The organism is Confluentibacter flavum (assembly GCF_002843175.1).
GTDB lineage: Bacteria > Bacteroidota > Bacteroidia > Flavobacteriales > Flavobacteriaceae > Confluentibacter > Confluentibacter flavum.
This window is the reverse complement of sequence record NZ_PJEO01000039.1, coordinates 1-22,615: the sequence shown is the minus strand read 5'-3', so window position 1 is coordinate 22,615 and position 22,615 is coordinate 1. Positions and strand designations below refer to the sequence as shown.

Sequence of the window (22,615 nt, the reverse complement as noted above, 5' to 3'; positions counted from 1 at the left end):
TTAATCATTAATTTTTTATCAAAAATGTTTAAAATCCAAAAGTATTTACTAAAAATTTTATTTCTGTTCTTAATAATTTCTTCATGTGGTAAAAAAGAAACGACCATGGCTGAACTTATTAAAAAAACGGCTACAGAACAATTTTTTGCGCATGAAAATTTTTATCTATCCTCGGCTAGAGCTGCTTATTTTGATAGTATTTCTAAAATTGCTCCTGCCAATCAAAAAGATGGTTATAATTTAAAAAAAGGCGAAGCGCTCCTCTATGCTGGAAAAACCAAAGAGGCCATCAAAGTTTTAGAAGATTTATGGGGAAAAAGCAAAAAGGGTTCTTTACGGTATAACTTAGATTCTAATGAAGAAGCAAAGATAGGACCACTGCTTGCCCTTTCTTATTTGCGTTTAGGTGAGCAGGAAAATTGCTTTCACCACCATGATGCCTCAGCATCCTGTATAATTCCTATTGCTCCTAAAGGCTTCCACCATGTTCAAGAAGGATCCAGAAAAGCCATATTGCTATATGAGGATATGTTGAGCTACAATTCCCATGATTTAACTAGCCGTTGGCTATTAAATGTGGCCTATATGACTTTAGGAGAATACCCATCTGGTGTACCAGAGAAATTTCTAATACCAGAAAGTGTTTTTCAATCGGAATATCCGCTAAAAAAATTCGAAGATATTGCCCCTAAATTAGGTTTAAATGTCAATGAACTCTCTGGTGGTAGTGTGGTAGATGATTTTAATAATGATAATTTGTTAGATGTTATGGCGTCTAGTTGGTTTCCTACGCACCACCTAAGGTATTTTGTAAACAATGGTGATGGCAGTTTTACTGAAAAATCTGAAACAGCAGGCATTATGGAAACTGGAGGTGGATTAAATATGGTACAAGCCGATTATAACAATGATGGCTTTTTAGATGTTTTAATTTTAAGAGGCGCATGGATGGGGGCTTCAGGCAAACAACCTAATTCATTGTTACGAAATAATGGGGACAATACCTTTACAGATGTTACTATTGAAGCCGGTTTACTATCATTTCACCCAACCCAAACAGCGGTGTGGGCAGATTTCAACAATGATGGTTTGATAGACTTATTTATTGGAAATGAATCTGATAAAGATAATATATATCCATGCGAATTGTATATGAACAATGGTGATGGTACTTTTTCCAATGATACCATAAATGCGGGACTTACGGTAAGCGATGCTCAAAATTTCTACTATGTAAAAGGCGTTACTGCGGCTGATTATAATAATGATGGATGGATGGATATATATGTATCAACTCTTCACAGTAATAGTAAAAACCTACTGTTTATGAATAAAGGAGAAGATAAAGAAGGACATATTACGTTTAATGAAGTTGGTGCTAATGTTGGATTGGACGAGAAATTTTCTAGCTTCCCTACTTGGTCTTTTGATTACAATAATGATGGATGGATGGACATTTTTGTAGCTGGTTACGAGCGAGGAACCTCTTTCCCAATCACAGATGATATAGTACGTGAGTATTTAGGCGAGCCCTATCATGCAGAAACCATGCATCTCTACAAAAACAATGGTGGCACCTTTACAGACGTTGCAAATGAAGTTGGACTGAACAGAATTGGTTATGCTATGGGAGCTAATTATGGTGACTTGGATAATGATGGCTACCTCGATATTTATCTAAGTACTGGTGAAGTGAGTTTTCAATCAACTATACCAAATAAAGTGTTTAGAAATAATTTAGGCGAAACCTTTCAAGACGTTACCACTGTTGGAGGATTCGGAAATATACAAAAAGGACATGCCGTATCTTTTGCTGATATTGATAATGATGGCGACCAAGACATACATGTTGTTATGGGAGGCGCTTTTGAAGGCGACATTTTTTTTAATTCTCTATTTAGGAATCCGTATCAAAATGAAAATAAGTGGGTAACTTTTACTTTAGAAGGCACTAAAGCAAACCGATCTGCCATTGGAAGTAAATTAGAAATAACGGTGATGGAGAATGGAAAACAACGCACTATTTTTAATTCCATCAGCTCGGGAGGGAGTTTTGGCTGTTCCACTTTAAGGGCAGAAATAGGTTTAGGAAAAGCTTCAAAAATAATTCAATTAAAAATAATTTGGGCAGGCAGCGGCACGCAACAAGTATTTGAAAATATTAAATTAAATACTTTCTATAAAATTCTGGAAGGCAATTCACAACCACAAGAAATTAAATTAAAACCTTTAAATATCTAAAAAATTTATTAATGTTTATTGCGTTATATAAATCAAACTTAACCCTTACAATATATCTCTAAAATTATGTAGGTTTGTGCAAAAGTTTCATTTGGTAATGAATAAGACACTTTCAAATTTCATATTAATAGTTTTTATAAGCGCTCTTTTTATTAACTGTGCCAATCGTGGCAACCCTGAAGGTGGCCCAAAAGATCTTGACCCTCCGAAAATTATAAAGACAGAACCCGAAAATTATTCCATCCATTTTAATGGTAAAGAAATTAAAATTTATTTTGATGAATATATTAAGATAAAGGACATACAAAAACAGCTCATTATTTCGCCTCCCATGAACACACAACCGGAAATAATACCGTTGGGAAACGCAAGTAAATATATTAGTATTAAAATTTATGACACGCTACCACCTAACACTACGTATGCGTTCAATTTTGGAAATAGCATAACAGATAATAATGAAGGTAACCCATATCCATATTACAAATATGTATTTTCTACGGGTGATTATATAGATTCTCTTTCCGTTAAGGGCAATATATTGGATGCTGAAAAACTAGCTCCAGATACGTTTGTGTCCGTCATGTTATATGAAGTAGATTCTACGTATACTGATTCCGTTATTTACAAAAACCCACCTAAATACATTACCAATACATTAGATAGTGTTACCACATTTTCAATAGATAATGTAAAAGCAGGAAAATATATGTTGGTTGCCTTGAAGGATGCGAATAATGATAATAAATTTCAGCAAAAAACAGATAAAATAGCCTTTCATAAAAGCTTCATAGATGTTCCAACAGATTCTTTATACACCTTAAAACTTTTCAAAGAAGCTACCAATTTTAATGCGGTTAGGCCACAATTAATTTCGGGCGGAAAAATTGCTTTTGGCTATGAAGGTGATTATAAAGACATGCAAATCACTTTAAAATCAGATGTGCCTGAAGGTTTTTTATCTAGAACAACGAAGGATGTTGAAACCGATACGCTTTACTATTGGTATCAACCAAAACTAGAACTCGACTCTTTAGTTTTTAATGTATCTAAGGATGATTTTAAACAAGATTTTGTTATTAGGTTGAAAGATAATAAAAGAGATACGTTGGTTATTAATACAAATACTAGTGGAAGTATTGGATACGATCAGGATTTTAAAATTTTTGGAACAACACCTTTTAAATCTTTTGACACGACTAAAATAGCTATTATAGATAAAGATTCTACAGAAGTTACCTTCTCTTCAGCATTTGATACTATTTCAAACACCTTAGCATTAAATTTTATAAAAACCGAAGATAATAGTTATAATATAAGTGTCTTACCTGAAACTTTTACAGATATTTTTGGAGATACAAACGACTCATTAAATTACAAATTAGCAACTCCCAAAAAAAGCAATTTTGGCTCTTGGAGATTACAAGTAATAAATGCGACCTACCCTATCATTGTCCAATTAATTACTGAAAATGGTGATATTAGATATGAAAAGTATTCTACAAAACAAGAGGATTTAGATTTCTTGAATTTAACTCCAAGCAAATATCAAGTCAGAGTTATTAATGATGTTAATGGCAACAGAAAATACGATACTGGAAATTATCTCAAAAAAATTCAGCCCGAAAATTCAAGCTATTTTGAAATTAATGACCCTGTTAGAGCAGATTGGGAACAAATACATCCTCTTGAACTACTCAAACAGTAAACATATCCCTATCATCCAAAAACCTAAGTTTATTTCTATAAAAATTGATGTGGCTTCTTTCTAAAGTGACCACTTCAATATGCTCTTTATTTGGTTTAATGGGCGTGATGTTATTCCCTAACACATCATACACTGCCGAATGTCCACAATATTCGTTATAGTCTTTATCTTCTCCAACCCTATTTACCCCAATGCAATAACTCATGTTTTCTATAGCACGTGCTTTTAACAAGGTATCCCATGCCAAAATTCTAGGCTTTGGCCAATTAGCAACATAAATTAGCGCATCGTAATTCTCGGTATTTCTTGCCCAAACTGGGAAACGTAGATCGTAACAAATTAACGGACAAATTTTCCAGCCTTTGTAGTCAATTATAAGCTTTTTTGTACCAGAAGCATATACTTTATTCTCGCCCGCAAGAGTAAAGGTATGGCGTTTATCATAATATGTTATGGTTCCAGAAGGCTCTACGAAAAGTAAACGGTTATAATATTTATTATCTTCAGAAATAATTAAACTTCCTATAATAGCTGCATTGGTTTCAGAAGCTATTTTTTGCATCCATTCAACTGTTTTTCCATCCATGTTTTCTGCTACTCCAGAGGCATTCATTGTAAATCCCGTAGCAAACATTTCTGGAAGGACAATAACATCTATAATATCATGTATGGTTTCTATTTTTTCAGAGAAATTTTCCCGATTCTGTTTAGGGTTTTCCCAAACCAGATTAGATTGTATAATGGCAACTTTAAGTTTGTCTTCCATATGTTAAAAGTAACTAATTTTTATCTAAACAATATTCATCTTTTTCAATAAAAAAGAGGCATTCATGTTTTTACAAATCCCTTCTTTCAATGTATAGTCAAAATAAAGTTCATCATTAATAATTTCAGCGTCAAAATAATAGTTTTTAACCTCTTGAAGTTCTTTTTCAATCTCACATAAGCTTAAATCGTGCGTCGCTATAATGCCGGTAGCATGTAAGGCTACCAACTTTTCAACAAACTTACGCGACCCAATAGCTTTATCGGTGCTATTAGTTCCTTTTAAAATTTCATCAAGCACAATAAAATAAGGTTCTTTTTGAATAGCATCCACAATATATTTTAAGCGGGTTAATTCTGAAAAGAAATAGGAACTGTCATCGGTTAATGAATCGGTTGTTCGCATACTTGTAATCAGTTTTACTGGCGAATAGTGACTCGACTTGGCACAAACGGGTAATCCAACATTAGCCATAACAATATGTAAAGATACCGTTCTTAAAAAGGTACTCTTCCCCGCCATATTGGCTCCTGTAACTATAAAGAATTGTTCGTTATTTATGGTAACATCACTATCTACACGCTTTTCTTTTTTAAGCAAGGGATGACCTAAGCTTTCAGCTTTTATAACAGTTCCTTTTTCCATTATTTCTGGGAATACAAAATCGGGGTTATTAAAAACATAGTTTCCTAAAGAGTTATAAGCATCGAAAAAAGACACTACCTCAAACCAATCAGTCACTTTATCAGCATGTTCTTTAATCCATTGCTCAATATGAAAACTGTTTTTTATATCCGATAGGAAAAGACCGTTTCCAAAGATTGCCGAAATTAAATTATTCCTGTTATCTAAAGCGTCCAAAGCCTTTGAAAGTTCAGTAAAAATAACAGATGCCTTTTTACCTTCTTGCTGAATTTGTTGTTGCTTTTGTTGTAACAGCTCAGAAGAAAAGGATTCTTTTTCAATCAAATTCAACAGCAACGCATATTGCCTGAACGTGTCTTTTACCTTATCCGTGTTTGATGATAGATGGTTTATTCTTTTTAAATAACGCCCCGTGATACCCAATCCTATAAGCAACCAATAACCTATAAATGCTTGGTTTGATATTAAATTGAATATTATAAAAGCTAAAATAAGTACGGACAAAACACTGAAAGCTAAAGGAAGCCATCGCATTACTTTAGGTAAAAATGATTGGTACTTTTGTAACCAATCAATAATTTGTGTCGCAGGCGTTTCTACCAAAACCAAACTAGATGTTGCCGAATAATGCTGGCGCCATTGTGGTTTACTACTCAATTCTTTTATGGCTTCCTGACGCAAATTAATACCTTCAATGTTGTTAGCCTTTAAGGCACCTGCAAGTTTTTGGGAACCTTCATTAATGGTTGTCCTATTTATAAATTGAAAAAAAGAACCTCGTCCGAATAAATCAATATCCAAGCTATAAAAATGGGTTGGGTCTTGAAATTGTAGGCCATCATTTCTATTATGAAAATCACCCGAAGCGATATTGATTTCTTCTTCGTTAATTTTTACCAAGGCTTGATTAAAATGTCTTTCGCCTTTAGTGTCATTGTATTTAGATAACAAATAAAGAAACAGGGAGATTCCAATCACTGCAACAAGAACAGCAATTTGCCATTGCCCGAAGACAAAATAAATACCAACAACCGTTAAAACAAAAACCAAAAGCCGGTACAAACTTAAAGCGGTCATTTTTTTATAAAGTTTGCTTACCTGAGCCTTGTAACTTTGTAAATGCATTAGGTAATATTCTAAAGGATTATTCATTCTTAATTTTGAATATGAATTTAACAAATAAAAAAGCCCTGAATTTTTTCAGGGCTTTGTAATGTTATACTATTTTTAATCTCTTGAGCCTCCAAACACTTGAAATCCCCAATACACAAGATTCGCTAATGCGCCGATAGCAGCCACCAAATAGGTTCTAGCCGCCCATTTAAGCGCCTCTTCCGAGCCTGCATATTCTTGTTGGGATACCATATTTTTGTTTTTTAACCAAGCCAACGCACGGTTACTCGCATCATATTCAACTGGTAATGTTATAAAACTAAATAGAGTTGCAAACCCCATCATCACTAAACCTGCAACGGCAACCCAATAGCCAAAACCAAGACCCGCAGCAGCCCCTAACATCAATCCACCAAAAACGACCCATTGCGACATACCCGAAGTGACACTTACAATCGGTACTAAAGCAGACCGCATTTTTAACCATTCATAAGCTTTTGCATGTTGCACCGCATGACCACATTCGTGAGACGCAACCGCTGCTGCTGCTGCATTACGTTGGTTATAAACCGATTCACTCAAATTAACCGTTTTGTTTTTTGGATTATAATGGTCTGTTAATTGACCCGGCGTTGAGATAACTTCAACATCATAAATACCATGGTCTGACAGCATTTTTTCGGCAATTTCTTTACCGCTCATGCCATTACGCAATTGTACTTTAGAGTATTTTTCAAACTTACGTTTTAGCGTACTGCTAACCAACCAGCTTATAAGAGCAATAGCACCTAATAATATATAATATCCAATCATTTGTTTTCTATTTTTTTAAAATTAATTTACGAAATAAATATAGCAATAATAACGCCAATTATACAATCTGAAATTTTGTCAGATAAATGATTTATGATGCTGAAAATTCTAAATTAAACGCTTCAGCTATTTCTTTGTATACAATGTTCCCATTCACAATATTTAGTCCTTTATTCAAGGGTGCGCTGTTCTGGCAAGCTTGTTTCCATCCTTCGTTTGCTAATTTAATAACGTAAGGCAAGGTGACATTGGTTAACGCTACTGTAGACGTATAAGGAACAGCTCCCGGCATATTGGCAACACAATAATGCACCACATCATCAATAATATAGGTTGGTGCTTCATGGGTGGTTGCTTTGGTAGTTTCAAAACAGCCGCCTTGGTCTACCGCCACATCTACAATTACGGTTCCCGGGCGCATATCTTTAAGCATGTCTCTCGTGATTAACTTAGGAGCTTTTGCTCCTTTTAATAACACACCACCAATAATTAAATCGGAATCCTTAATATGTTTTCTAATATTATATTCATTAGAAAATTCGGTAATGACATTTTTAGGCATGATATCGCAAACATGACGTAATTGCTTCATGTTTACATCCATGATAATAACGTTCGCACCTAAACCCGCAGCCATTTTAGCTGCTTGAATACCGACAATGCCAGCGCCTAGAACCAATACTTTTCCCGGAGGTACACCTGGTACACCACCAAGTAAAACGCCTCTTCCTTTAATAGGTTTTTCAAGATATTTGGCACCTTGTTGAATGGACATTCTACCAGCTACTTCAGACATGGGGATTAACAACGGCAAGGTGCCATCATGATCTTCAACGGTTTCGTAAGCAATGCAAGCCGCTTTAGTTTTAATCATGGCTTTTGTAAGCGGTTCGCTTGAAGCAAAATGAAAATAGGTAAACACAACATGATGTGGTTTAATCAAATCATATTCTTTTTCAATAGGTTCTTTAACTTTAACAATCATGTCTGCCGCAGTATAAACCTCTTCAATAGTATCAAGAATTGTAGCACCAGCTTTCGTGTAATCCTTATCAAAAAAACCACTGCCAAAACCTGCATTTTTTTGCACGTAAACGGTGTGGTTTCTCTTAGTCAGTTCGAATACACCAGAAGGTGTCATACCTACTCTGTTTTCATTATTTTTAATTTCTATGGGAACACCAATTTTCATAAGTATTAATTATTTGAATAGTCACTTCATTGGCAAAATTAAAATATTAGATTGAGAATAATGAAATATATATTAAATTTTGTGAATTTTTTTAGACGAAATGATTGATTTACTGAAAAAACAATAAAACGAGTCCGATATTCAGGGGGTTTTGGCGTATTTTATCTTAAAATAAATAAGTAAAAAGGCGGAACACAATGTGATGGCATTTGCCACGATCATAGACGGACTGTTTTTATAGTAACCATATATCAGCCAAATAAAAACCCCAACAAAAAACATTAAAAGCATGGGCAACGACAACGCGGAAACATCCTTGGTTTTCCATGTTTTATAAACTTGTGGTAAAAAGGCAGCTGTAGTAAGTGTTGCCGCAATAAATCCGATGATTTCCATATATTAATCCAGTAACTTTACGGTTGTTACTTTAAACCTATTATTAATTAATTCGCCTTCCACTTCTGCTTTTCTAATGACTTCACAAAATCCGGAATTTTCATCATGAGCATCACCGAATTCGTCTATATCTGCGCCATCTACAAAATAAGCCTTTTCATTAATACGAACTGCTAAATCGCAACCTTTTTGAGAAGTCAATCCAAATTGACATTGGCCGCAAGACAATTCTACAGTTTGTTTTTTTGGTTTACTATTTGAGCATGCCATAAACAGAAAAAGAATCGAAATAATATATATGTGTTTCATTGTTTAAAATTTTAATTTAGAACGTTCATTGCGAAACTTTTGATAAAAAGTTGTGGCAATCTTTTTAATTAAACTTTATATTGAACAGATTACCACGTCGCTGCGCTCCTCGTAATGACGTTAACCTACAATATTTACTATTTTTCCGGGAACAATAATCACTTTTTTAGGAACACGTCCTTGTAATTGTTCTTGTGTTTTTTCGTGTGCCATCACCGCTTCTTCAATTTGTTGTGGATTAAAATCCATTGGCAATTCTAAAGTAAATCGCATTTTCCCATTGAAAGAAATCGGGTAATTTTTACTGCTTTCTACCAAATGGCTAGCATAAAATTTTGGAAATGGTGCTGTTGAAATGGATTCGGCATGCCCTAACTGACTCCATAATTCTTCAGCAATATGTGGTGCATAGGGTGACAATAAAATCAATAGCGGCTCAAGAATCTCTTTGCTGGTACATTTTTGCTCAGTTAATTCGTTAACGGCAATCATAAATGAGGACACCGATGTATTGAATGAGAAATTCTCGATATCTTCTTGAACTTTTTTGATGGTTTTGTGGAGGGTTTTAAGAGCCTCCCCTAACCCCTCCGAAGGAGGGGAACTCGTTACGTAGAAGCTTTCGTTTTCTCCTTGGTGATATAATCTCCACAGTTTTTTAAGGAAACCATGAACACCTGTAATTCCTGCTGTATTCCAAGGTTTGTATTGTTCTAAAGGCCCTAAAAACATTTCGTAAAGACGTAAGCTGTCGGCACCATATTCAACACAAATTTGGTCTGGATTGACCACATTGTATTTGGATTTGGACATTTTTTCCACTTCGCGTTTTACTCTGAAAGTCCCGTCTTCTTCACAAATAAATTCAGCATTTTTATATTCTTCTCTCCAATTTTTGAAGGCTTCAATATTCAATTCATCTGATGCATTTACGAAAGAAACATCAGCATGTTTTTCATAAAAGAAAATTTCCGGTTCTGTTTCAAATTTTCCTGATTGAATATAATTTTTAAGAGTTTTAAACTTGCTATTAGAGTTTATTAAATCAATTAATAATTTTTCAAGTCTCTCTTTATCTTTTAAAATATTATTAGACACATATAATGGAGCAAAATAAACTGAAGCCGTAGGTGTATCCTCAATTAAATCTTCTTCACTTTTGTATTTAAAGACAAAATTTAAATTTTTAACAAAAGCACTAGTCCCCAAAATCATCCCCTGGTTAATCAGCTTTTTGGCATATTCATCCACAGGCACCAATCCTTTATCAAACAAGAATTTTTGCCAAAAACGCGAGTATAATAAATGGCCTGTGGCGTGTTCGCTGCCACCAATGTATAAATCAACATCTTTCCAATAGTTTAAGGCTTCTTTACTGGCAAACTCGTTTTCGTTATGCTCATCCATATAACGATTAAAATACCACGAACTCCCTGCCCAACCTGGCATGGTGTTGAGTTCTAAAGCCCCACCTAACCTCCCCAAAGGGGAGGAATTATCAAACTCCTCTTTAGAGACTATGTCTGCTTTATCGCCGTATTGCAACCAATACCATTTTTTAGCGTTACCTAAAGGTGGCTCGCCAGTTTCGGTTGGTAAATATTTTTCAACTTCTGGTAATTTTATGGGTAAATGTTTGGCATCAATCATTTGTGGCATCCCATCTACATAATACACTGGGAATGGCTCGCCCCAATAACGCTGGCGACTAAATACCGCATCACGCAAACGGTAATTGGTTTTACCTTGTCCTTGTCCTAGTTTTTCAAGTTCAATAATGACTTTTTGAGTGGCTTCTTTGTAGCTTAATCCATTTAAAAACCCTGAATTCATTAAAACAAATCCAGACTTTTCAGTAAAAGCTTTATCCTCCCCCGACCCCTCCGAAGGAGGGGGGTTGGTTATCGAGAAAATGTTTAGAATAGGGATATTGAAATGTTTTGCAAAATCGTAATCACGTTGGTCACCACATGGCACAGACATTACAGCACCTGTTCCGTAACCTGCTAGCACGTAATCGCCAATCCACACCGGAATAGGTTCTTTGGTAAACGGATGTTCTGCATACGCCCCAGTAAATGCTCCGGAAATGGTTTTTACATCCGCCATTCTATCGCGTTCGCTACGTTTGGCTGTTGCTTCAATATAGGCTTCCACCTCAGCTTTTTGTGCTGGGCTTGTGATTTGAGATACTAGTTCGTGTTCTGGAGCTAATGTCATAAATGACACTCCGAAAATGGTGTCGGGGCGGGTTGTGAAAACTTCAATCCCCCTAGCCCCCGAAGGGGGAACTTGCGTATTCTTAACCGATGCTCTTTTAGATAATTCTTCTTGAATCGTTTTTAAAACACCTTCAATATTTCCTAAAACTTCATCATTGGTAAATCGAATGACTTTGTAGTAATTATTTTCTAGAATTTCGGTTCGCTTAGCATCTTCTTCTATTTGAGAATCATGGATTTTACCATCTACTTCGACAATCAATTTTTTATCTAAGCAAACAAAATCGACAATATAATCTTCTATTAAATGCTGTTGTCTAAACTTTGCATCAAGGTTTTTATTCCTTAATTGTTCCCAAAGAGCTGCTTCTGCCAGAGTTGGATTTGCACGCATCTCTTTAGCCCTTTCTAAAATTAAATGAGAATTATTACCCCCAGTCAAATATCCAGGTCGCTTTTCAGAGCCTGCTTTCTCTTCCCCCTTGGGGAAGGATAGGATGGGGAAAAATACAGAAGCCCCAACCGATTTCCCTATCCAGTTACGTTGGGTTTCTTTTAAAGATTCCGTCCAATCGATGGTTTCCAAACCTTGAAGCAAACGCTCAGCATAAGCCGAAATGCGCATGCTCCATTGGGTCATCTTTTTACGGATAACGGGATGACCACCACGTTCGGAAACGCCATTGACTATTTCATCATTTGCCAAAACCGTTCCCAATGCAGGACACCAGTTCACTTCGGTTTCAGCCAAATAAGTCAATCTATATTGTAATAAAATTTGTTGTTGTTTAACGGTATCAAAAGCGTTCCATGCTTCCGCAGAAAAGGATTCGATAGTATCATCGCAAACAGCGTTCACTTTTAAATTTCCTTCCGAAGCAAATATCTTTATGAGTTCTGAAATGTCTTCAGCTTTATTACTATCCTTATTATACCAAGAATTGAACAATTGAATGAAAATCCATTGGGTCCATTTATAATAACTTGGGTCGGATGTTCGCACTTCACGCGACCAATCAAATGAAAATCCGATTTGGTCTAATTGACGACGATACGTTTTAATGTTTTCTTCGGTTGTCAACGCTGGATGTTGTCCTGTTTGAATGGCATATTGTTCCGCTGGCAAGCCAAAACTATCATAACCTTGCGGATGCAATACGTTAAAGCCTTTATGGCGTTTGTAACGTGCATAAATATCGGAAGCGATATAGCCTAACGGATGCCCCACGTGTAAGCCAGCACCGCTTGGGTACGGAAACATATCTAACACGTAAAATTTAGGAGCCCCCTCCATCTCACCCAAAAGGGGAGGGTTTTTTGCTTTAAACGTTTGGTTATCGGCCCAATATTTTTGCCATTTGGCTTCTATCTCGTTGAAATTGTATTTCATTATTTACTGCAAATATTTACGCCATTGCGAAAAGTCCGATAGCTATCGGGAGACGTGGCAATCTTTATAATATGAAATTATTATTAAACAGATTCCCACGCTTCGCTCTGAATGACGAATTTCAGGTAGCAAATTTACGTTTTTAAATAGAAAACAGTAAAGGTTTGCATCTAATTAATCAACATCACTTTTAGCACAAATTAATAAGTTAGATTAACATGTCTTTAAAATGCAATTTGTAATTTTGCCACTTAAGCAACACTTCCTTTTTTTGATAAGCAATTCAACCAAAGCCCATCTAGCTTTACTAGGAGCCAATACTATTTATGGTGCCAATTATATTATAGCTAAAGGTATTATGCCTGAAAAAATAAATCCTACTGCAATGGTACTTGTACGTCTGGGAGTAAGTGCCCTTTTATTCTGGCTTATCAAATTTTTGTTTGTCAAGGAAAAGGTAATCCCAAAAGATTTATTAAGACTTGCTGCTTGTGCTGTTTTTGGTGCCTCAGTAAATCAGCTAGTATTTTTTTATGGCATTAGCTTAACATCCCCTATTGATGCCTCTATAATCATGACATTTACGCCCATAATCGTTTTGGTTTTTAGTTTGCTTATTTTAAAAGAACCCATTACAAAAAATAAATTGTTGGGTATTACCATTGGTGGTGCAGGTGCTATCGCTCTTGTTCTATATGGCAATAATGCTGTTGGAACCAGTTCTTTTGTAGGTAATTTGTTTGTGTTTTTAAATGCTTGTACCTATGGTCTCTATTTGGTGCTTGTAAAACCTTTAATGAAAAAATACCATGCCATTACAATAATCAGTTGGATCTTTTTATTCGGCTTTATTTATGTGCTTCCTTTTGGAATCCACAAAGTTTTTACCACCAATTTTGATGCTTTTACTACAGTAAATTATTTGCAAATGGGCTACGTTATTTTGTTTAGCACCTTTCTTACCTATCTTTTGAATGTTTATGCCCTTAATTATGTATCCCCTTCCGTAAACAGTAGTTATGTGTATTTTCAACCAGCGGTTAGCTTTATCATGGTAAGCATTTTTGCTTATACTTTAATGGATGACACCTATTCCAAAGATATTAACTTAGTGAAAATATTAAGTTGTTTACTAGTTGTTCTCGGGGTTTATTTGGTTAGTAAACCACAAAAACAGTTGGTTAATAAATAGACAATAAAAAACAATATTTAAAGTTTAATCGTTTACATGATAATGAAAAACTTATATTGAAACTTTTAGTTTTCTTTAGTGAGATTCCCGCTTTTGCGGGAAAGACAATTTTATTTGAAATCAAAAGACTTGTGTCTTTTGAAGTTTCTTTTCATATTCTTTATTATTTTTACAACTTCAACCGCACTATGCTATGAGTTCAAGATTTGAAAAAGACCAAAAACGCCGACTAATTTCTTCTTATTTTTCAGTAGTATTAAGTATTGCTTTGGTGCTTTTTTTATTAGGGTTATTAGGCATGTTGGTCCTGAATGCCAAAAAAGTATCCGATCATTTCAAGGAACAGGTGGTGCTTACCATCTATTTGAAAGAATCTGCAAAAGACGTTGAAACAAAACAACTTGAAAAAAGTTTGGCATTGTCTGACTATGTAAAATCCATTGAATATGTCTCTAAAGAACAAGCTGCTGAGATAATGAAAGCCGAAAACGGTGAAGATTTCATGGATTTTGTGGGGTACAATCCGTTGCAAAATAGTATTGATGTACATTTAAAAGCCGATTTTGTGACTTCGGAACAACTTGAAAAAATTTCTGAAGAGGCTACTTCCAAAAACTTTGTGGACGAGGTGACTTACGACAACGACTTAGTAAACTTAATGAATGATAACGTTAAAAAAATAAGCTTTTGGGTATTGGTCATAAGTGGCATTTTCACTTTAATTGCTGTGTTACTTATAAATAGTTCTATCAGATTGGCGGTATATTCCAAACGATTTACCATAAAAACCATGCAAATGGTTGGTGCTACCAAGCAATTTATTAGACGCCCTTTTGTTTGGCAAAGTGTGCGCCTAGGCATTATTGGAGCCGTTGTAGCGTTAATAGGTATGGCAATCGTTCTCTATTATTTAAACAAAACCTTTAGCGAACTGCATTTGCTTAGCAATCCTGTGTTGGTTACGCTTTTGTTTGTTGGCGTTTTTGCCTTGGGAATCGTAATCACTTGGATAAGTACACATATTGCAACACAACGCTTTTTAAATTTAAAGACAGACGATCTTTATTATTAACTTGGGTATTGGTCCCGATAGCTATCGGGATTGAGTCTTAAAATTCATAAATTAGATTTCCATTAACGCTATTGTTTTAAATAAATCTGTTATTTTGCACTAAAATCTTTTGAGAAAGATAATTATGGGAGAGAAAAAACGTAAAGAAGACTCTAGGGATGGATTTGTTTTTGGGAGAAAAAATTACAAATTCATGTTTATAGGATTGGCTTGTATCGCTTTGGGCTATATGTTAATGGCTGGTGGCGGTAGTGATGACCCTAATGTTTTTAATCCAGATATTTTTAACTGGAGACGAATTCGCTTAGCGCCAACTTTAATTCTAATTGGTTTTGGTTTTCAAGTGTATGCCATTTTATTGGATCCTAATAATAAATAAATAATTTACAATGTTTTAACAAACCTAGTGGTTATTTTAGAAAGATAATCAGCTCCATTTGCCACGGCATCTTCTAGATTTTTGGCTTCGTTGATAACAGAATCTACATAAGAAATACCCAAGGTATTTACTTCTTGCTCAGAAAGTGATATACTTCCGCAAAAGGCTGCAACAGGAATATTGTTTTGTCTTGCAGATGTTAAAACCCCTTGAATAGCTTTTCCTGAAAGTGTTTGGGAATCTAACCTGCCTTCTCCTGTAATAATCCAATCGGCATCTTTAATTTTTCCATCAAAATCAATCAAACTTTTAACCAAATCAATGCCAGATTTTAATTCTGCATTTAAAAAAACCATAACCCCTGCACCCATACCCCCAGCAGCACCTGCCCCTTTTATGTTCTGAACATCTTTTCCAAACTGACTTATAAATATATTGGACATATGTTTCAACCCTTCATCTAATATTTTTATTTCGTCTTTAGAAGCTCCTTTTTGTGGTCCATAAACAAAAGCGGCTCCATTAGTTCCAAATAATGGATTAGTAACATCACAGGCTACTTTAAATTTTATATCATTTAAAACTTGAAGTACATTCTCCGAATTTATGAAGTGTATTTTTGACAGGTTTTTCCCAATAGGGCTAAGTTCAACACCATTTTTATCTTCAAATTTATAACCTAAGGCTCTTGCCATACCAATACCGCAATCATTCGTAGCACTGCCTCCAATTCCAAGAATAATTGTTTTTGCTCCTTTTTCAATAGCATCTTTAATAAGTTCTCCTGTTCCAAGCGAGGTTGTATAAAAACAATTCTGTTCTTCCGGTTTTAAAAGAGTCATGCCAGATGCTTCTGCCATTTCAATAAATGCCATTTTAATAGAAGTTATATACAAGTAAGAGGAAACAATCGGTCTGAGTAACGGATCATTAACTTTTACATTTATGCGTATCCCTTTTAAATGATATTCTAAAATATCAATTGTGCCATCACCACCATCGGCAAGTGGTAATTTTATTATTTCAGCATTTGGAAGCTCTTTGATTAAACTTTCTTCTACAACTTTACAAAATTCTATCCCCGTTAAAGAGCCTTTAAATTTATCTGGAGCCAATACAAATTTCATGAATAAATTTATTAGTACTTTAGTTCTAAACAAAGATAAGAAAGTATGGAGATTTTAATCGTCTTGTTAGTTGTTGTGGCACTAATGGTTATTGCGGCTTCAAAATATAAATTTCATCCTTTTCTCTCTTTATTAATGGCTGGAATTATCATGGGTTTTGTGGGTGAGTTAAGTGAAGAAGAAATTACAACAGCACTTACTAACGGATTTGGAAAAACACTCGGCAGTATTGGAATTATTATTGCTTTTGGAACTATTATAGGTGCTTATTTAGAAAAAAGCGGTGGCGCTAAAACATTGGCCAATTGGGCTTTAAGCGCTATTGGCGCAAAACGTTCTATTTTAGCAATGAATATTACAGGTTTTATTGTTTCCATTCCTGTGTATTGTGATTCGGGATTTATTATCCTTTCATCATTAAATAAAGCTATTAGTAAAAGTAGCAAAATTCCCGTGGTAGTTTTAGCTGTTTCTTTGGCTGCGGGATTATATTCAACCCATGTTTTTGTCCCTCCAACACCAGGCCCTTTGGCAGCAACAGCCGCTTTAAACGCCGATTTAGGATTGGTTATTCTTTTGGGATTAGTTATCGCAATACCCGTTTCTCTAATTGGATTTTTTTGGGCCAAATACATTGAACGCCATTATAAAAATATATCTAATAATCACGATTCTGTTACGGATTCTAAAAACCAAACAATCCCTAAAACATCTACTGCTTTTATGCCTATAGTCATCCCTATTGTTTTAATAGCTCTAAAATCTATTTCAAATTACCCAACACATCCATTGGGTGAAGGCTTATTGTTTGATTTTACAAATTTTATTGGAAACCCTGTAATAGCTTTGTTAATTGGTGTTTTTCTTGCTTTTAAACTAAAAACCAATGTGAAAGAGGCGACACATTATGATTGGGTTACAAATGGTTTAAAGGAAGCAGGTATTATTATTTTAATTACAGGTGCTGGAGGTGCATTTGGTTCTATATTACAAGCCACAGGAATTGGAAATATTATTGGCAATAAATTTTCTGATTCAAATTTAGGTCTATTTTTACCCTTTATAATTGCTGCTTTATTAAAAACAGCACAAGGATCCTCAACTGTTTCAATAATAACTACCGCTGCTATTATGGCTCCAATTTTAGCATCCTTTGGGTTGGATTCCTCGATGGGACGGGCATTAACCGTTCTGGCCATTGGCGCTGGTGCTATGACTGTTTCGCATTTAAACGATAGTTACTTTTGGGTGGTGGCTCAATTTTCAGGAATGAATACTACAACTGCTTTAAAAACACAAACTGTTTCCACATTTCTTCAAGGTATTGTTGGCATAATTTTAATCATGATTTTAGGCTGGATTTTCATTTAAATTCATTTAAATTCATCTAATTTCATAAACTTAAAAATTTAATATTATTAACACTAACATGTATGATTTCCTTATGTTATTATATATTTTTGCAGCATGAATTTAATTGAAGCTATTATTCTAGCTATTGTTGAAGGCTTAACCGAATTTTTACCGGTATCTTCCACAGGGCATATGATTGTTGTGTCCTCTTTCTTTGGTATTGCCCACGAAGACTTTACAAAACTTTTTACCATTGTGATTCAGTTGGGAACCATTATGTCTGTTATCGTTCTTTATTTCAAGCGATTTTTCCAAAGTTTAGACTTCTATTTTAAATTATTGGTGGCTTTTATCCCGGCCGTTATTTTAGGTTTATTGTTTAGCGATGCTATTGATGGCTTATTGGAAAATCCCATAACCGTTGCTGTTTCATTAATTATTGGTGGCTTTTTTTTATTAAAGGTTGACGATTGGTTTGGCAATGAAGAAGGCACGGAAATATCTTATATGACTGCTTTAAAAATCGGCTTTTTCCAATGTTTGGCAATGATTCCAGGTGTGTCAAGAAGTGGTGCGAGTATCGTTGGCGGTATGAGCCAAAAATTATCGAGAACTGTTGCTGCAGAATTTTCATTTTTCTTGGCTGTTCCAACCATGTTAGGTGCCACTGCTAAAAAAAGTTATGATTATTATAAGGCAGGCTTTCAGTTGTCTCAAGACGAAGTTAATCTTTTAATAATTGGTAACGTTGTTGGCTTTATTGTGGCATTAATTGCCATTAAATCTTTCATTAATTATTTAAGCAAACACGGATTTAAACTTTTTGGATATTACAGAATTATTGCAGGAGCTTGCATCCTTCTTATACATTTCTTCATTCAAAAGCTAACCATTATCTAAAATGACTGCGGAAGACTATCAATCGGGTCAAATTTTACTCATAGACAAACCATTACATTGGACATCTTTTCAAGTCGTCAATAAATTACGTTGGGAACTAAAGCAAAGGTTCAAGCTTAAAAACATTAAAGTTGGTCATGCTGGCACTTTAGACCCTTTGGCAACGGGACTTTTAATTATTTGTACCGGTAAAATGACAAAGCAAATTGATACGTTTCAAACACAAATAAAGGAATATACAGGGACGTTGATTTTGGGTAGCACAACGCCTTCATACGATTTAGAGACGGACATAAACGAAACCTTTCCAACCGAACACATTACCCATAAATTAATTGAAGAAACCACGAAACAGTTTACTGGTGACATTCAACAATATCCGCCAGTATTTTCAGCCATAAAAAAAGATGGTAAACGCCTTTATGAATTTGCTAGAGCGGGTGAAGATGTTGAAATTAATTCCAGACTCGTTACAATTGAAACATTTGAAATCATAAAAAAGGATGCACTAAATGTTGATTTCAGGGTGGTTTGTAGTAAAGGAACTTATATCCGTTCCTTAGCTCATGATTTTGGAAAAGCCTTGCAATCTGGTGCACACTTATCGGCCTTAAGAAGAACAAAAATTGGGGACTTTAATGTAGCTAATGCTATTACTGTTGACCAATTTGTTAAATCACTTAACAACTATATTATTTAATTTTACGTATATTTCGTAAACATTACTATCGATTTGAACCTAACAGATCAACATAAAGCCCTACTTATAACCTTTTTCCTGACTGGAACTGTGGTGCTTTCTGTTTTCAATTTTAACTTAAAACAACGCGGTGAATTAGCTTCTGAAAGTTATTATGAAATGGAACCAGAAAAAGAATTGACTGAAGAAGACGTTAAAATCCTTGAGGCTTTAGAAAAATTAAATAATACTAAAGCTGAAACGAACAGTGCTTTTAATGAAACTGCCGATAACAAACAATTCGCACAAGCATACAAAACCATAGCCCCGCCAGAAGATTACGAATACAATAAACCCAGTGAAGATAATGATGATGGCGATGGTGATAATTCTAGTGCTGTAAGTGAACAAAAACCTCTTAAACCTGCTGTAAATAAAGAAGATCTATCGTCTTTCAGTAAAGTAAATGATTTATTAAAAAAACAGCAAACTGAAAGTGTCAACACGAAAAGTACCATCAGCTTTTCATTGGTTGACAGAAAAAAAGTTTATATTCCTATACCCGTGTACCTTTGTGAAGTAGACGGGAAAATAGTAATAAATATTACCGTAAATGACAAAGGAAATGTTATTGACACCTATTTAAACAACTCATCGACATCAAACAATGATTGTTTAATTGGGCATGCTCTTGAATATGCTAAGAACTCACAATTTAGTGCCGATCCATCTAAAAAAACGCAAGTAGGATCCATTACTTTTTATTTTATTGGCAAAAATTAGGCTTTAATCTACAAAGTGCTTCAACAACATCTTCCATAACATTTAAGCCTTTATTTGTATTATACCAATATTGTAAATCTTTTTTAAATTCTGGCGTTAATTTACCATACTTAGCCTTAAATCTGTTTACATAAGCTGCTGCTTCACTAGGTCTGGGGCCATACGTATGTATAACGTTGCCAGATTTTGTGTCAATCATAATCAATTTGGGAATGGATTTAGTTCCATCAGTTAAAAAAGCATCCATCAATTCTGGATTTTCATCACGAAGAACCACTTTTAAATCAATATGGTTATGTAACTCAGCTAACTTATTAAGAACCGGCAAAGTATGGGCGCCGTCACCACACCAACTTTCTACTATAACCAACCAAGTAACCTGTTCGTTAAACGACTTTATCTTCTTTTCAATATCTTTAGGCACTATAATGGTTTTGTCCCATCGCTTCATTCTTTTATCATTAAGCATGGTATAATTTGCCAATTCTTCAGTTTTTGTATGTCCCGTCGTAGATTTTTGTTCTATCAATTGCTTTACTAAATCTCTATATTCTTGGTATGACATACTATTTTGCAAGGCATTTTCAATAATTGCATCCATTATTTTCATCATTTAATAAAAACAAAATTAGTATCTTGGTATTACTTTAAAGATGACTTTTATCATGCTTTTATTTTAATACTCACAAAAAATATTATGATTGAAAAACATAGATGCGGTTGGTGCCTTGGTGATGCGCTTTATGAAACATACCATGATGAAGAATGGGGTGTTCCTGTTTATGATGACAATAAACTTTTTGAGTTTTTAATTTTAGAAACGTTTCAGGCTGGCTTAAGCTGGATAACCATATTGCGTAAACGTGAAAATTTCAGAAAGGCCTTTGATAATTTTGATTACAAAAAAATAGCCACGTACAATCAAGATAAAATTGACACCTTATTACAGGATGCTGGTATCATTAGAAATAAATTAAAAATTAATGCCACCATTACCAATGCCCAAGCTTTTATGACCGTACAAAAGGAGTTTGGCAGTTTTAGCAACTATATTTGGGGATTTGTTGATGGCAAACCTATTATCAATAAACTTAAAAATTATAAAGAAGCTCTTCCAACCACCTCCATTAGTGATGCCTTAAGCAAAGACCTAAAAAAACGAGGTTTTAAATTTGTAGGCTCTACCGTTATATATGCACATATGCAAGCCACTGGTATGGTTAATGACCATGAAGTTGATTGTTTTAGGTATGGTGAGGTTTAAAATTTCGCCAAACAAAGATTTTTAAATTAGAAAAACTCTAATTAACGTGAGTTCGATGTAATTATAAAGTTAAATACAGTTGCTTTGTATCGACGAAGTTGTTTTTTAAAGAAGGTTTTCTATCTTTAAAATTATAGGCAATAAGTGAGGCAAAAATATTATTGAAGTAGTTGGTTACGCTTCTATGTCTAGAATGTTCAACTTGGCAAATGTTCTTGAGTTGGTCAAAAATAGTTTCGATAATGGCCCTTTTTCTTAAATGATAAGCATCTTGCACAGGGGTCAATAGTTTTGTTTTCATGTTCTTTTTAAGCTTGGTTACCAGATGCACTCCATTATAGAACAACTCAGTAAATAGATCTTTGGAGATGTAGCCTTTGTCACCAAAGAGCTTCCCAAACAGCTTTTTAACAAAGGCTTTGAAGCGTAAAGGTTTTCTATCATCCACATTGCCTTTAGTTATCATAAAATCAATGATACCGCCTTGGTCATTGGTGATTATGTGCAATTTGAAACCATAGAACCAACCCAGGGAACATTGTCCCCTTTGTGCCAAATCCTTGAATACCCTATGTTGGTTAATTCTTCGCTTGTCACAAACCCTTAGGGGCGTAGAATCTATAAAACTAATCCCCGTACAATTTGCCAATCCACAAACTTTGAGGTAAATAGCCAGGGGCATAAAGCTTTGCCCTTTGAGTTCCACCATACGATTATAGGATACCAGGTTTGGAAAATAACTGGTTAGATGTTTTGAGACATAGCCTATATAAAAATCCTTGAAGGTTTTATACCCGGATAAATGGAAAAGCACTTGAATGGTCATTACTTCAGAGAGGCCCATTTTTGAAGCTCTGGTGCGCTTTTTTCCATTGGCCAGTAGGCTTTTTTGCCAAAAAGGGACAAATTCAAGACAAAAATCATCAATAGAACAGAAAATTTCAGTAATTTTAGAATCGGAAATCATAGCGAAATATTTAGTTATATAATTGAAATTCAGAACTTTAATTTACTAAATTTTTCGCTTTTTTATTATAAATAAATCAACTTTTTTACGTCGAACTCACGTTA

Annotated in this window: 20 protein-coding genes; 10 read left to right on the top strand and 10 right to left on the bottom strand. The window is 34.7% G+C overall.

Annotation, left to right across the window (positions count from 1 at the left end; translation table 11 throughout):
* Positions 1 to 105: 105 nt before the first annotated feature.
* Positions 106 to 2,241: a CRTAC1 family protein gene (locus tag CSW08_RS10825; RefSeq protein WP_162495554.1), complete on the top strand. Its 2,136-nt coding sequence runs from the start codon at positions 106 to 108 to the stop codon at positions 2,239 to 2,241.
* Between the two features lie 97 nt (positions 2,242 to 2,338).
* Positions 2,339 to 3,949: an Ig-like domain-containing protein gene (locus CSW08_RS10820; protein ID WP_106659903.1), complete on the top strand. Its 1,611-nt coding sequence runs from the start codon at positions 2,339 to 2,341 to the stop codon at positions 3,947 to 3,949.
* Here the strand turns inward: CSW08_RS10820 and CSW08_RS10815 are convergent.
* The 7 genes from CSW08_RS10815 to CSW08_RS10785 all read right to left on the bottom strand — a co-directional run bounded on the left by CSW08_RS10815 (position 3,939) and on the right by CSW08_RS10785 (position 12,795).
* Positions 3,939 to 4,715, bottom strand: a complete 777-nt coding sequence (locus CSW08_RS10815; RefSeq protein ID WP_106659902.1) for an amidohydrolase — start codon at positions 4,713 to 4,715, stop codon at positions 3,939 to 3,941. The two genes, CSW08_RS10820 and CSW08_RS10815, sit on opposite strands and share 11 nt — an antisense overlap.
* Before the next feature lie 24 nt (positions 4,716 to 4,739).
* Positions 4,740 to 6,512: a MutS-related protein gene (locus tag CSW08_RS10810; protein WP_106659901.1), complete on the bottom strand. Its 1,773-nt coding sequence runs from the start codon at positions 6,510 to 6,512 to the stop codon at positions 4,740 to 4,742.
* 75 nt (positions 6,513 to 6,587) lie between these two features.
* Positions 6,588 to 7,286: a zinc metallopeptidase gene (locus tag CSW08_RS10805; RefSeq protein ID WP_106659900.1), complete on the bottom strand. Its 699-nt coding sequence runs from the start codon at positions 7,284 to 7,286 to the stop codon at positions 6,588 to 6,590.
* A gap of 91 nt (positions 7,287 to 7,377) precedes the next feature.
* Positions 7,378 to 8,478: an alanine dehydrogenase gene (ald, locus tag CSW08_RS10800; protein WP_106659899.1), complete on the bottom strand. Its 1,101-nt coding sequence runs from the start codon at positions 8,476 to 8,478 to the stop codon at positions 7,378 to 7,380.
* A gap of 141 nt (positions 8,479 to 8,619) precedes the next feature.
* Positions 8,620 to 8,874: a SemiSWEET family sugar transporter gene (locus CSW08_RS10795; protein WP_106659898.1), complete on the bottom strand. Its 255-nt coding sequence runs from the start codon at positions 8,872 to 8,874 to the stop codon at positions 8,620 to 8,622.
* Between the two features lie 3 nt (positions 8,875 to 8,877).
* The gene (locus tag CSW08_RS10790) at positions 8,878 to 9,183 is read right to left on the bottom strand and encodes a DUF6370 family protein (protein ID WP_106659897.1); all 306 of its coding nucleotides are present in this window, start codon (positions 9,181 to 9,183) and stop codon (positions 8,878 to 8,880) included.
* Between the two features lie 120 nt (positions 9,184 to 9,303).
* A complete protein-coding gene (locus CSW08_RS10785; RefSeq protein ID WP_106659896.1) occupies positions 9,304 to 12,795 on the bottom strand; it encodes a leucine--tRNA ligase in 3,492 nt (1,163 codons plus the stop codon).
* A gap of 229 nt (positions 12,796 to 13,024) precedes the next feature.
* On the opposite strand from CSW08_RS10785, the gene CSW08_RS10780 reads away from it, so the two are divergent.
* The 3 genes from CSW08_RS10780 (at position 13,025) to CSW08_RS10770 (ending at position 15,438) form a co-directional block, all read left to right on the top strand.
* On the top strand, positions 13,025 to 13,987 hold the full coding sequence (locus CSW08_RS10780; protein WP_106659895.1) for a DMT family transporter: 963 nt from the start codon (positions 13,025 to 13,027) through the stop codon (positions 13,985 to 13,987).
* Positions 13,988 to 14,180: 193 nt separating this feature from the next.
* Complete coding sequence (locus CSW08_RS10775) at positions 14,181 to 15,059, top strand: cell division protein FtsX (RefSeq protein ID WP_106659894.1); 879 nt, start codon at positions 14,181 to 14,183, stop codon at positions 15,057 to 15,059.
* A 124-nt stretch (positions 15,060 to 15,183) separates the two neighbouring features.
* Positions 15,184 to 15,438 (top strand): DUF3098 domain-containing protein, encoded by a 255-nt coding sequence (locus CSW08_RS10770; protein WP_106659893.1) that lies wholly within the window; start codon positions 15,184 to 15,186, stop codon positions 15,436 to 15,438.
* 5 nt (positions 15,439 to 15,443) lie between these two features.
* Here the strand turns inward: CSW08_RS10770 and CSW08_RS10765 are convergent, their stop codons facing one another.
* On the bottom strand, positions 15,444 to 16,565 hold the full coding sequence (locus tag CSW08_RS10765) for a glycerate kinase (protein WP_106659892.1): 1,122 nt from the start codon (positions 16,563 to 16,565) through the stop codon (positions 15,444 to 15,446).
* Between the two features lie 45 nt (positions 16,566 to 16,610).
* On the opposite strand from CSW08_RS10765, the gene CSW08_RS10760 reads away from it, so the two are divergent.
* The 4 genes from CSW08_RS10760 to CSW08_RS10745 all read left to right on the top strand — a co-directional run bounded on the left by CSW08_RS10760 (position 16,611) and on the right by CSW08_RS10745 (position 20,280).
* Positions 16,611 to 17,936 (top strand): GntP family permease, encoded by a 1,326-nt coding sequence (locus tag CSW08_RS10760; protein WP_106659891.1) that lies wholly within the window; start codon positions 16,611 to 16,613, stop codon positions 17,934 to 17,936.
* A gap of 96 nt (positions 17,937 to 18,032) precedes the next feature.
* Positions 18,033 to 18,818 carry an undecaprenyl-diphosphate phosphatase gene (locus CSW08_RS10755; protein ID WP_106659890.1) on the top strand — a complete coding sequence of 262 codons (786 nt, stop codon included), beginning with the start codon at positions 18,033 to 18,035 and terminating at the stop codon, positions 18,816 to 18,818.
* Between the two features lies 1 nt (position 18,819).
* Positions 18,820 to 19,518 (top strand): tRNA pseudouridine(55) synthase TruB, encoded by a 699-nt coding sequence (truB, locus tag CSW08_RS10750; RefSeq protein ID WP_106659889.1) that lies wholly within the window; start codon positions 18,820 to 18,822, stop codon positions 19,516 to 19,518.
* A gap of 33 nt (positions 19,519 to 19,551) precedes the next feature.
* The gene (locus CSW08_RS10745) at positions 19,552 to 20,280 is read left to right on the top strand and encodes a hypothetical protein (protein WP_238987247.1); all 729 of its coding nucleotides are present in this window, start codon (positions 19,552 to 19,554) and stop codon (positions 20,278 to 20,280) included.
* On the opposite strand, the gene CSW08_RS10740 is transcribed toward CSW08_RS10745, so the two are convergent.
* A complete protein-coding gene (locus CSW08_RS10740; protein ID WP_106659924.1) occupies positions 20,264 to 20,881 on the bottom strand; it encodes a thioredoxin family protein in 618 nt (205 codons plus the stop codon). The genes CSW08_RS10745 and CSW08_RS10740 overlap by 17 nt on opposite strands.
* Before the next feature lie 96 nt (positions 20,882 to 20,977).
* Here CSW08_RS10740 and CSW08_RS10735 point away from each other — a divergent pair, with 96 nt between their 5' ends.
* Positions 20,978 to 21,544, top strand: a complete 567-nt coding sequence (locus CSW08_RS10735) for a DNA-3-methyladenine glycosylase I (RefSeq protein WP_106659923.1) — start codon at positions 20,978 to 20,980, stop codon at positions 21,542 to 21,544.
* A 61-nt stretch (positions 21,545 to 21,605) separates the two neighbouring features.
* Here the strand turns inward: CSW08_RS10735 and CSW08_RS10730 are convergent, their stop codons facing one another.
* Complete coding sequence (locus tag CSW08_RS10730; protein ID WP_106657880.1) at positions 21,606 to 22,511, bottom strand: IS982 family transposase; 906 nt, start codon at positions 22,509 to 22,511, stop codon at positions 21,606 to 21,608.
* Positions 22,512 to 22,615: the final 104 nt, after the last annotated feature.